Here is an 11682-nt window from a genome sequence, read left to right as displayed (position 1 = left end):
TGAAGTCAATGAAAAAACCACTTATATCTGTCATATTACCAGTATACAATGCTGAAAATTACCTTGCGGAGTCTATAGAAAGCATCTTAAACCAAACTTTTAAGGATTTTGAACTCATTTTGATTAATGATGGAAGTACTGATGGTTCTGAAAATATAATTCTGTCATATGATGATGAAAGGATTGTGTATATTAAAAATGATATTAATCTAAGGTTAATAAAAAGTTTAAATAAAGGAATTCGTACTGCAAAAGGATATTATATATCACGAATGGATGCGGATGATATTGCTTTACCGAATTTGTTTGAAAAACAATTAGCAGTATTTAAGAGAGATAGTAATGTCGATATTATAAATATTAGGTCTTTTCTTATGTCTGAGAATGGAGCAATTTATCGTAGGAGTAATTCGACTATTACGGTAAATCATGATGTTCATAAACATATTGTTTTTCTGCAAAACTTGATATCCCATCCAGGGGTAATGGTTAAAGCAGATCTTTTAAAATTACATGAATACTGTGAAAATGAGAAAGATGTTCCATTTCAGGATGTAGATTTGTGGAATAGGTTGTTGAATCATGGGTATTATTGTTATACTATTGATGAATGTTTGCTCCTTTATAGAAATACGCCAACTGGAGTGACGAATACGCTTCGTACTGGAAGATTAGCAAAAAGGCTTAAGTATTGTCAAAATATACTGGAGACTGAATATGAATCATATTTTACTGAAAATAGTCTTAAGATTATTTTGGGTAAGTTTGATACTGCAAATAGAAGTGAGTTAATACGCTTAAATAAAAGTTTATCAAATCATTTAACCTTTATACAAGAGAATAAAGGTATTAGTAAGAATGGATTTTCGGACTTGGTTTTTTGGAAGAAGAATTTGATGTTTGTTTCCTCTTTTATGGCATTAAAACGTGCTCCTTGGACCAATAAAATTGGTGTAGTTATTTTTGTTATTTGTCATTTACCTTTGTGGTTCTCAAACAAAAAATGGAGATATAACTTAAAGGGGATCATGTTTAATCCAATTAGATATAGATAATTCAACTACAGTTGAATTGTAAGAATAAATTTATCATTTAATATTAAAATGAAATCTCAATTATTAAGATATTACTTCTTTTTTGCATTCCTATTTCTATTGCTCTTCCTTGAGGATAGAGTTTTTCTAATGGGGATATCCTTATCCAATATCTGGAAGATTGTTGTTATTGCATGTTTAATGTTGTTTATTGGTAAGAAAAAAATAAGTTTGGGAATAAGTTATTTTGATATTTCCGTTTTATTTTTGTCATTATCATTCTTAATTAATGGACATGGTTTTTTTACTATGGATGATATTGAAGAAGTAATATTGATACTGATATTTCCAGTTTCCTATAATGCATTCTATTATTTGTATAGAAATAAACCTGATAAGTTAAAATCCGACTTACTTATTTTTGCAACTTTTTTATTGTTAACAACAATACCTTTTTTATTGGGGATCCTTGAACCTGTAAGTGATTTTAATGAAAGTAGGGCAAAGTTTGTAGAAGGATATGAGCTTAACTCTAATATATTAGTTGGTTTTTTTAAGCAGCCAGCTTTGAGTTCAAAAGTTTTTGTTTTTAGTACAGTTATTGTTGGGATGTTTGGTATTTATATGGTAAAAGGTAAAGTCACCAATCGGTTATTCTTTTTAATCGTTTTAGTACTTGGTTTATATGATGTTTACCTTGCTTTCACAAGAACAGGGTGGATTATGCTGATTGCATTTATTTTTATTTTTATATTCCTAAATAAGAGTAAATCTTCATTCAAAAAAATATTCTTTATTACGTCAATAGTTTTTGCTTTAGCATTCGTTTTTAAATCTAATGTTGCTATCCAAAATAGACTACTAGGTAATAATATTAATAAAACAAGTCAAGCTGGAGATATTGATAATATTTCTTCTGGAAGAACTATATTGATGGCTCTTGCAATTAATTCGGTGCTTGAAGATAATAACATGTCATTATTTTTTGGACTAGGTAGGAAATATGCTTTAGAAAAGAATTATGGAGCATTGGCACATAATCGCTTTATTGAGATTTTTACTTTTGGTGGTCTAGTTTCTGTATTCCTATATTTATTCTACTTGTTTCAGATGTACAAGGAAATTCATAAAAGAAAATCAAAACGGGTAGCATACATCTTGTCCCTATCACTTTTTTTAATAATGCTTCTAGCGCTTTTGCCTTCTCATGGATTAGCACTTTGGGCGGATGTACTATTTGGTGGAGTTATTGCATTCAATAGGCTTGAGTTTGAAAATGAGGATGTTAGTTTGATACAACAACCAATAGTTTAATCGTTTTTGATTTATATCACTATATATTATAAGTAGCCATGCAGCATAAAAAGATTTTATTTATTGAGATTTGTAATTTTATAGATTTCCCCATCGGTGGATATCTATCCTTTGCAAAACAAATGGTGACGACCTTTAATAATCAGCTTCTATTGGTTGGTTTATCGACTGATGATACTCCAGTTGGTAAATGGGTTAAAAAGGAAATTAATGGTACTACTTTCGATTTTTTTTCAGTTAGAAAGGTCGTTAAGAGTAATCGTCGAACTATTATTCCACAAAGATTAAAATCGTATATAGCAGTAAGAAAATATCGTAAGGAAATCTTATCAAAAGAAGTCGATAATGTTTTTATACAAACTCCAGAAGTTTTGTTTGCTCTCAAGAAAAGTGGTATTAAAAATATCTGTACACGCATACCTGGTGTTGAAAACCCTATGAGTATATCTAGGTACTGGTACGGTAAATATTTTGCAAAACTATATGATTTTCTTTTCTATAAAACTATAAATCAATCTTCAGTCATTTTAGCTTCTGCTGATAAAAATGCAATAAATAATTTCATAAAAAGGGGGAAAGGTGTTTTACCTGACGATAGGCTTATTCAATTTCCAACAAGAGTTGATACATCTATATTTTATCCTGTTAAAAAAGAGAATTCCCGAACAATTTTAAATTTGGATCAGAATCAACTGATTATCTCAACTTCTGGACGATTAAGTAAATTGAAGGGGTGGGAGTTTCTTTTAGATTGTATTAAAGAATTAAAAAAATATCACCCGAATTGCCTTTTGATTTTTTTAGGAGATGGTGAAGACCGACTTAAAATTGAAGAACAAATTAGAATCAAGAAGCTTACATCGAATATCTTATTAGCAGGAAGGGTTCCACATGAGAAATTGTCACAGTATATAAATGCTTCCGATATGTATGTTATGGGGTCTTATATCGAGGGATGGTCTACTGCACTTGTTGAAGCAATCTCTTGCGCGAAACCTATTGTATGTACAAATTTTAGTAGTGCAAAGGAGCTTGTGTTGAATGATGTCAATGGTTTTGTTATAGATGATCACGATGTTGACGAGTTCACAGAAGCTATGCTAAGGGCTTTGAATATTAATAAGGAAAACTTGCTAGGCAAATCGAAGGAAATGGAAAGGTACTCATCTGATAATTTGAGAGAAGCAATACTACACAATTGGAAACTTGTTTGATATGTTAGAAATAATAAAAATCTTAAAAAAGTTAAGGAATTATTATCTAGCTCAATATAAGTGGAGACGTTATAGCATAGGTAAGAATTTTCACTCAGGGCGTAAAGTCTTCTTTTGGGCTAAGAATAATATTAGTATAGGAAATAATTTTTACATAGGGCGTTATTCACAAATTGAATGTGATGTAGAAATTGGGAATAATGTGATGCTTGCCAATTGTGTTGCTCTTGTAGGTCGTTATGATCATCATTATGAGCAAATAGGTGTTCCAACAAGATTAGCATCTCAAATCAGAGATGTCGATTATAATTGGAAGGGATTGCAATCTAAAGTAATAATCGAGGATGATGTGTGGATCGGGTATGGTTCTATCATAATGAGTGGAATAACTATTGGTAAGGGGAGCGTTATCGCCGCAGGTTCTGTAGTTACAAAGGATATTAGTCCTTATTCAATTGTTGGCGGTAATCCTGCTAGATTTATTAAGTCAAGATTTACGAAAGAAGAACAAATTCTGCATGATAAGAAAATGATTTGATATGTAATTAGCTTTCTGTCCGTGTATTACACATGGTTTATTAGTTGTTTGTAGAAAGATAATAGGAAAAATCTAGCAGGGAATTACTATTTCCTATAACAAAGTGTAAGTAACTGTAGAAACAAATCTTTTCAAAATATTGTAGTGTTTCAAACTTGCAATAGATTGATAAGTGGTTTGCATATTGTTTATTGATTTTTTTACATTAATTAAGTGGAGTTGTCAAATACTTAGAAAACAATTAAATCGAAAAGAATATAATTAATCGAATAATAGGTAATGAATAAGATTGAAACTTTTGGTTTTAAAGTTTTTTCAGATGATCTGGAAAATATTAATATATCCGACAAAGAAAGCCCTTTGTTGTTAAATACGATAAGCCCTAATTCATATGGTATTTCAACTAAGGATTCTAATTTTAGAGATGCCTTAAAGAAGTCAGATATTCTTGTTTTAGATGGCGTTTATTTTGCTTTAGCGTCCATTTTTTTCAACAAGAAAAATATACAAAAGAATCAAGGTCCTAACGTTTATGATAGCTTCATAAACAGAATGAATAGGGAATACGGCAAAGTGTTTTTTCTAGGTGCTAGTCAAGAGACTTTGGATAAAATTAAGATTAAACTTAAACAGGAATATCCAAACGTAACTGCAGGTTATTATTCACCGCCTTTTAAAAGTGAATTTAGCGAACAAGATAATTGTGAAATGATTAATGCGGTTAATGCTTTTAAGCCAGATATTCTTTTTGTTGGCATGACTTGCCCAAAGCAAGAAAAATGGTCGTTTCAGAATAAAACAAAAATTAATGCGAAACTAATTTGCTCTATAGGTGCGGTTTTCGATTGGTACGCGGGAAATGAAAAACCAATTTCTCCCATCTGGTGGAAACTTCGTTTAGCGTGGTTAGTTAGGACAATACATCGCCCAGAAATACTAAAACGATATCCAAATATTGGTATCTTCTTTTGGCATCTTTTTTTATCAATCTTAGGGAATAAAAAATATAAATATGGTAAATTCTAAAATCAATCTTGGAATAATTGGAGCTGGTAGAATGGGAATCACCCATTACTCCATTATTAATAGTCATCCTGATGTTACGGTGACTGCTATTGCGGACCCTTCTGGTGTTGTTCTTTCCTTAATGGAAAAGTATTTGAATGGCTTAGAGACATTTAAAGACTATGAGAAATTACTAGATAGCGGTAAGGTGAATGCTGTTTTGGTTTGTACACCTCCTTCTTTACATCATCCAATCATCAAAAAATGTGCAGAAAAGGGTATTCATGTTTTTGCTGAAAAACCTTTTACAACGAACTATTCTCAGGCATCAGAACTTGCAGAATTATATAAATCAACAGATTTGGTTAATCAAGTTGGCTATGTGAATCGATTTAATGATGTTTTTGTTAAGACAAAAGAACTGATCGATAACGGCACAATTGGTAAGGTAATTCGTTTCAAATCTGAAATGTTCTCTCGTACAATTATTGAGTCCGATGAAGGGTCTGGTTGGAGAGCCTCACGAGAAAATGGAGGAGGGGCAGTATTTGAAATGGCTTCTCACGCTATTGATCTTGTTAATTATTTGGTTGGCAAGCCAGATAAAGTCACGGGTACAAGTCTTAATAATATCTTTTCAAAAAATGTTGAGGATGCTATCTCATCAACATTCCTATACAAAGGCGGTAAATCAGGAACTATTTATGTCAATTGGAGTGATGAGAGTTATCGCAAGCCAACTAATAAGATGGAAATATTTGGTTCTGAGGGAAAAATTCTAGCTGATCAGCATAGTCTTAAAATCTATTTGAAAAAGGAAAATAAAGAATTAAAGTTAAGAGAGGGTTGGAATACACTATATATAACTGATATTTTTACTCCTGTACCATTTTATGTGAGAGGAAACGAATTCACCAGACAATTATTTGATTTTGCAGATTGTATTTTAGGAAAGAAAAAAGATTGTCTTTGTAATTTTAGTGAAGGTGCAAAAACACTTGAAGTGATTGATTCAATTTTCAAAGATTACGAAACCAACGGAAAGATTTAAAAATGAAACAAATAGATAAAATAATTTTTGGTGATAACCAATTCTTTGGTATCAATCATATGTCTCAAGAAAAAGCTCAACAGTTATCTGAAAACTTTTTTGATATAAATAATATTTTTAAAGTTTATGATCAGGCTATCGATGCTGGTATTGAAGGTATTATGCTGAATAGCAATGACAGAGCAAAAGATATTTGTAATTACTTTAGAGAAAATAAGGATAAGTATGGTCATTTAAACTGGTATCCATCAATTCCTTATCCTCACAAGTATGCTAACATGGTAGCTGAAAAAGGAATTATGCCAACCATTAACGAAGTTCTTTTTAAGGATAATTCAGCGGGTGGAGTATTAGGTATGATTGCTAAGGGCAGTGCTGCTGTATTAACTAAGGATGCTATTAAATTGATGCAGATGCTCATTGATGTTGAGATGAAAATGTTTAAGGGATTAAATGTTAAAGTTGTTTTTCTTCAAAATATTGTAGTTGATTTGATTTTAGGATATGATGTCAAAGAGGTCTTTGTTGAATATTGTAAGTATATCAAGAAAAAATATAATGCTCTTCCAGGATTAATTACTCAAAACATGCCTCACCTGAAAGCTAAACTTGAAGAATGGGGTGTTGAAGAGGTTGTCATCTGTAGCTCTTTCAATAAAATAGGATATTTGATGTCTCCTAATGTTGAAAGTTATGAACAAGCAGCAAAAAATAATGATTCTTCAAAATATCAATTGATGGCGATGTCAACATTAGCTTCTGGAGCAATATCAGCAAAAGATGCTTATAGTTATATTAATAAAAGAGATATTCAATCTGTTGTTTTTGGTGCTTCATCTCAAAAGCATATCGAAGAAACAGTTAGTTTAATTGATCTAAAATAAAACAAGTAATAATATGTCAAAAAAAGTAGCATTAATCACAGGAGTTACCGGCCAGGACGGAGCTTACCTTTCAGAATATTTATTGAAAAAAGGATACATAGTACATGGAATAAAAAGAAGATCGTCTTTGTTCAATACGGATAGAATTGATCACATCTATCAGGATCCACACGTAGAGGATAGAAATTTTATCTTGCACTATGGAGATTTGACTGATTCTATGAACATTACCCGCATCATTCAGGAAGTTCAACCTGATGAGATTTACAATTTGGCCGCTATGAGTCATGTAGCGGTAAGTTTCGAAACTCCCGAGTATGTTGGTAATGCGGATGGATTGGGAACGCTTCGTATTTTGGAAGCAGTGCGTTTGTTGGGTTTAACAGAAAAAACCCGTATTTATCAGGCATCTACCTCAGAGTTGTATGGTTTGGTGCAGGAAGTTCCACAAAAAGAAACCACACCTTTCTACCCACGTTCACCTTATGCAGTTGCAAAAATGTATGCTTATTGGATTACAGTAAACTACCGGGAAGCATACAAAATGCATGCTTCCAATGGAATCTTATTTAATCATGAGTCGCCAATTCGTGGGGAAACTTTCGTAACCCGTAAGGTGACACGTGCCATGAGCCGTATTGCTTTGGGTATGCAGAAAGAAGTCTTTTTGGGGAACCTAAGCTCTAAACGCGACTGGGGACACGCTAAAGATTATATTCGTGCCATGCATGCTATTCTTCAGCAGGATGAACCATCTGATTACGTAATTGCAACAGGAATTACCACTACTATTCGTGATTTTGTTCTTTTGGCAGCAAAAGAAGCCGGTTTAACTGTTGAATTCCGAGGAGAAGGTGTAGAAGAAAAAGGATCTTTGGTAGCCGTTGATGAAGCTATTTTTTCCGAAAGAGTTGGAGCTCAATATTTGGAGGCTATTAAAGAACGTGTTGCTAAGGAAGAACAAATAGTGGGTGTTGATTCTAAATATTTCCGTCCTACCGAGGTGGATTTGTTAATTGGGGACCCAACAAAATCGAATACTGTATTGGGTTGGAAACCGGAATACGATTTGGCAGGTTTGGTTGAAGACATGATGCAATCAGACATCAAATTGTTCAAGAAAGATGCTTATTTGAAAGAAGGTGGGTATCAGGTGATGAATTATTTCGAGTAAATGATACAAATTGTTGCGAATTATAAAACGAATTAAAGCGAATGTGATGACTGATATTCTGTTTAAAGAGGAAAGCTATGCCGTAATTGGAGCTTGTATGAAAGTACATGCTGAATTGGGTGTCGGTTTTCTTGAAGCTGTTTATCAGGAGGCATTAGAAAAGGAATTTAGAAAAAGAAACATTCTATTTGAACGTCAAAAGAAACTCTCTGTATTTTTTGATGGTCAGAAACTGAGTAAATATTACATCGCTGACTTTATTTGTTTTGATTCAATTATACTTGAATTAAAAGTATCAAAATACTTATCCGATTCACAGTATAAGCAACTACATAATTATTTAAAAGCGACTAATAAGAGATTGGGAATTCTGATTAATTTTGGGAGCCAATCTCTTTCTTATAAGCGCATCATTAATCCTTCGTGTTAATTCGTCATAATTCGAGTTAATTGTGACGTTGAATAATACTTATTGGATTGAAAAATTAATTAGTCTTTTAAAATAGTAACTAATGAAAAAAGACAGTAAAATATATGTAGCCGGCCACCTTGGATTAGTTGGTTCAGCCATTACCAAAAATCTACGTTCAAAAGGTTATACCAATTTGGTGTTTCGTTCTTTGAATGAGTTGGATTTAATCAATCAGGCAGCAGTAGCTGCTTTTTTTGAAGAGGAAAAACCGGAATATGTAATTTTAGCAGCAGCTAAGGTTGGCGGTATTGTCGCTAACAGCACCTACCGGGGGCAGTTTATTTACGAGAACATGCAAATCCAGAACAATGTGATTCATCAAGCCTATGTGCATGGAGTGAAGAAACTCTTGTTTTTGGGATCAACCTGTATTTATCCGAAAATGGCTCCACAGCCAATGCCCGAGGATTGTTTGTTAACAGATACTTTGGAATACACCAACGAGCCTTATGCGATTGCAAAAATTGCAGGTTTGAAAATGTGTGAGTCCTACAATTTGCAGTATGGCACCAATTTTATTTCGGTGATGCCTACCAACTTGTACGGTCCTAATGATAATTTCAATTTGGAAACCTCTCATGTATTACCAGCCATGGTTCGTAAGATCCATTTGGCAAAATGCCTGGAGGACAACAATTGGGAAGGAATTCGAGAAGATCTGAACAAACGACCTGTTGAGGGAGTTGATGGTTCTGCAAGTGAGGTGGATATACTAAAAATCCTAAACAAATATGGGATTTGTCTTTGCGAGGGAGGAACGACCGCGGCAATCTCCCCGAATTCCGTAAAACTTGACCTTTGGGGCTCAGGAAAACCAATGCGGGAATTCCTTTGGTCGGAAGACATGGCGGATGCCTGTGTGTTCTTATTGGAGAATCGTAATTTTGATGATGTCAAAGCGGATTGTGGCAACGAGGTTGTAAATACGCATATCAACATTGGAACTGGTAAAGAAATATCAATTCGTCTCTTGTCGGAAACAATCCAAAAAGAAATAGGCTTCAAAGGTAAGATTGATTTCGATACTACAAAACCTGATGGAACAATGCGTAAGCTAACTGATCCTTCCAAACTTCACGGCTTAGGATGGAAGCATACCATTGAGTTGGAAGAAGGGATCAAGTTGATGTATGAGCATTATCTAAAATAAGATCTTAAAAGAAACTGTCTTTACTTTCAGTGATCTCGCAAGCTCGGTAGCCAGAGAAAAACAAGTAAAGGCAGGATCCAGACAGAAGAAATTGGATTTGATAAATAAATTCAATCCTGAGTGGAAGGATTTGTTTGAGGATTTATAAGTGTCATTGCGAGGCTGAGGAACAGCATGTCCCGAGCATCTGGAAAGCCGTGGCAATCCGTCAATACAAGAAATGAATGCCAATTAACATCCTGCATAAGGGAAACAGATTGCTTCGTCGTCATACTTCCTTCTCGCAATGACAGAAGAAAATGAACACACTACAAAAAACTACAATATGAACAACAACAACTATATCGTTATCATGGCTGGGGGAGTCGGTTCCCGATTCTGGCCCATGAGTACAGAAGAAAAGCCAAAGCAGTTTTTAGATGTTTTGGGCATTGGGAAAACGCTGTTGCAGCAAACTGTAGCCCGTTTCAAAACAATAGCGCCGGCAGAGAACATTTTGATCGTAACATCTTCGAAATATAAGGAACTGGTAATAGCTCAGTGCCCTGAGCTTCTGGAAAGCAATATTTTATTAGAGCCATGCATGCGCAACACAGCACCCTGTATTGCTTATGCTGCATACAAGATAAAAGGATTAAACGCCAAAGCCAATATGGTGGTAGCTCCATCGGATCATTTGATTACCAATGAGGCTGAGTTTGTTCGCATCGTCGAAAACGGATTGGAATTTACAGCCAACAACGAGGCTCTATTAACATTGGGCATTCAGCCTCATCGTCCTGAGACAGGTTATGGATACATTCAAGCGGCTTCGCCTTCAGTTACGAATGATGATCCCGATAGCTATCGGGAAGGAATTAATAGTTCAGCAGAGATAGGTACAGAAGGTAAATCCAAACGATCTACTGATAATCAGCGTGGCAACTTCTCCCCTAAAGGGGAGACAGAGAGGGGTATTTCCGAGGTCGCGTTGGGCAACTTTCCCCCTTCAGGCGGAATCAAAGGGGGTATTTTCGAAGGGGCTGTGAGTAGGGTTACCGCCTTCAAAGAAAAACCAAATCTAGAAACCGCTCAGCAATATCTTGTTGCAGGAAATTTCTTTTGGAACTCAGGAATTTTCCTGTGGTCATTGAAAAGCATATTGAATGCATTTGAAGCCTATGTACCAGAGGTTGCTGCCATCTTCCAAAAAGGTGAGGAGTTCTACAATACAGGAAAGGAACAGGCTTTTATTGATGAGATGTTTCCTACCTGTACCAATATTTCCATTGATTATGCGGTGATGGAAAAAGCTGGCAACATCTATGTGCAGCCAGCTGATTTTGGATGGTCTGATTTGGGCACCTGGGGATCGCTTTGGGAAAAACGCGAGCGTTGCGAGCAAGGGAATACCGTGGTAGGCGATAAGGTTCATGTTTTTGAATCGAGCAATTGTATTGTGAACATGCCAAAGGATAAAAAAGTGGTCATTCAAGGCTTGCAGGATTTCATTGTTGTTGAGGATAATGATGTATTGTTGATCTGCAAAAAGGAAGAAGAGCAAAGAATAAAAGAGTTTCGGACGGCGGTGTTGGGTGCTTAAATTCCAAGGAGAAAGGAGAAATTCCAAGGAACAAGGAACCAAATTCCAAAATCCAAAGCCCAACCACTGACTATTGACCACTGACCACTGACCATTTACCATTGACCACCAACAACCAAATTCCAAGGATCAAAGTTGAGTCTGCTCCTCAAAGTCCCCTTCAGGGGATTTAGGGGTTTTTGACTTTTCGGAGTGGACTCAAAGTTCAGATCCTTCCATCCGTCGGGCTGTCATCCCGAGGCATCGAGGGATCTGTTTCAATAT

At 34.8% G+C, this 11682-nt stretch carries 10 protein-coding genes and 2 pseudogenes; all 12 read left to right on the top strand.

All coding sequences use genetic code 11. From position 1 onward, the window contains the following. Window positions 1–8: 8 nt before the first annotated feature. The 12 genes and pseudogenes from ACY0M5_RS16270 (at window position 9) to ACY0M5_RS16215 (ending at window position 11418) form a co-directional block, all read left to right on the top strand. Window positions 9–1055, top strand: coding sequence for a glycosyltransferase family 2 protein (locus ACY0M5_RS16270; RefSeq protein WP_461629856.1), 1047 nt, complete (start codon window positions 9–11; stop codon window positions 1053–1055). A 48-nt stretch (window positions 1056–1103) separates the two neighbouring features. Then, a complete protein-coding gene (locus ACY0M5_RS16265; RefSeq protein WP_461629855.1) occupies window positions 1104–2348 on the top strand; it encodes an O-antigen ligase family protein in 1245 nt (414 codons plus the stop codon). Window positions 2349–2386: 38 nt separating this feature from the next. Continuing rightward, complete coding sequence (locus ACY0M5_RS16260; protein ID WP_461629854.1) at window positions 2387–3562, top strand: glycosyltransferase family 4 protein; 1176 nt, start codon at window positions 2387–2389, stop codon at window positions 3560–3562. 1 nt (window position 3563) lies between these two features. Beyond that, window positions 3564–3773 (top strand): annotated as a pseudogene (locus ACY0M5_RS16255) (hypothetical protein); the annotation flags it as partial. A 126-nt stretch (window positions 3774–3899) separates the two neighbouring features. Next, window positions 3900–4100, top strand: a pseudogene (locus ACY0M5_RS16250) (DapH/DapD/GlmU-related protein); the annotation flags it as partial. Window positions 4101–4379: 279 nt separating this feature from the next. Next, window positions 4380–5126 carry a WecB/TagA/CpsF family glycosyltransferase gene (locus ACY0M5_RS16245; RefSeq protein WP_461629853.1) on the top strand — a complete coding sequence of 249 codons (747 nt, stop codon included), beginning with the start codon at window positions 4380–4382 and terminating at the stop codon, window positions 5124–5126. Further along, on the top strand, window positions 5113–6156 hold the full coding sequence (locus ACY0M5_RS16240) for a Gfo/Idh/MocA family protein (RefSeq protein ID WP_461629852.1): 1044 nt from the start codon (window positions 5113–5115) through the stop codon (window positions 6154–6156). The genes ACY0M5_RS16245 and ACY0M5_RS16240 overlap by 14 nt, the downstream gene beginning before the upstream one ends. A gap of 2 nt (window positions 6157–6158) precedes the next feature. Continuing rightward, window positions 6159–7040, top strand: a complete 882-nt coding sequence (locus ACY0M5_RS16235) for a hypothetical protein (protein WP_461629851.1) — start codon at window positions 6159–6161, stop codon at window positions 7038–7040. Between the two features lie 13 nt (window positions 7041–7053). Beyond that, window positions 7054–8214, top strand: a complete 1161-nt coding sequence (gene gmd / locus ACY0M5_RS16230; protein ID WP_461629850.1) for a GDP-mannose 4,6-dehydratase — start codon at window positions 7054–7056, stop codon at window positions 8212–8214. A 10-nt stretch (window positions 8215–8224) separates the two neighbouring features. Beyond that, complete coding sequence (locus ACY0M5_RS16225; RefSeq protein WP_461629849.1) at window positions 8225–8644, top strand: GxxExxY protein; 420 nt, start codon at window positions 8225–8227, stop codon at window positions 8642–8644. A gap of 82 nt (window positions 8645–8726) precedes the next feature. Continuing rightward, window positions 8727–9836 carry a GDP-L-fucose synthase family protein gene (locus ACY0M5_RS16220; protein ID WP_461629848.1) on the top strand — a complete coding sequence of 370 codons (1110 nt, stop codon included), beginning with the start codon at window positions 8727–8729 and terminating at the stop codon, window positions 9834–9836. A gap of 325 nt (window positions 9837–10161) precedes the next feature. Further along, window positions 10162–11418, top strand: a complete 1257-nt coding sequence (locus tag ACY0M5_RS16215) for a mannose-1-phosphate guanylyltransferase (protein WP_461629847.1) — start codon at window positions 10162–10164, stop codon at window positions 11416–11418. Window positions 11419–11682 lie beyond the last annotated feature (264 nt).

Origin of the sequence: Labilibaculum euxinicum (assembly GCF_963678175.1) — a bacterium.
GTDB classification, from domain to species: Bacteria; Bacteroidota; Bacteroidia; order Bacteroidales; family Marinifilaceae; genus Labilibaculum; species Labilibaculum euxinus.
The sequence above is the reverse complement of the archived record's forward strand: the minus strand, read 5'-3'. Positions and strand labels throughout refer to the sequence as shown.

Excerpts from the sequence above, each read along its gene's own strand:
- ACY0M5_RS16220 (WP_461629848.1), top strand. The coding sequence starts at position 8,727 with ATGAAAAAAGACAGTAAAATATATGTAGCCGGCCACCTTGGATTAGTT.
- ACY0M5_RS16270 (WP_461629856.1), top strand. The coding sequence starts at position 9 with ATGAAAAAACCACTTATATCTGTCATATTACCAGTATACAATGCTGAA.
- ACY0M5_RS16260 (WP_461629854.1), top strand. The coding sequence starts at position 2,387 with ATGCAGCATAAAAAGATTTTATTTATTGAGATTTGTAATTTTATAGAT.
- ACY0M5_RS16245 (WP_461629853.1), top strand. The coding sequence starts at position 4,380 with ATGAATAAGATTGAAACTTTTGGTTTTAAAGTTTTTTCAGATGATCTG.
- ACY0M5_RS16235 (WP_461629851.1), top strand. The coding sequence starts at position 6,159 with ATGAAACAAATAGATAAAATAATTTTTGGTGATAACCAATTCTTTGGT.
- gmd (WP_461629850.1), top strand. The coding sequence starts at position 7,054 with ATGTCAAAAAAAGTAGCATTAATCACAGGAGTTACCGGCCAGGACGGA.
- ACY0M5_RS16265 (WP_461629855.1), top strand. The coding sequence starts at position 1,104 with ATGAAATCTCAATTATTAAGATATTACTTCTTTTTTGCATTCCTATTT.
- ACY0M5_RS16215 (WP_461629847.1), top strand. The coding sequence starts at position 10,162 with ATGAACAACAACAACTATATCGTTATCATGGCTGGGGGAGTCGGTTCC.
- ACY0M5_RS16240 (WP_461629852.1), top strand. The coding sequence starts at position 5,113 with ATGGTAAATTCTAAAATCAATCTTGGAATAATTGGAGCTGGTAGAATG.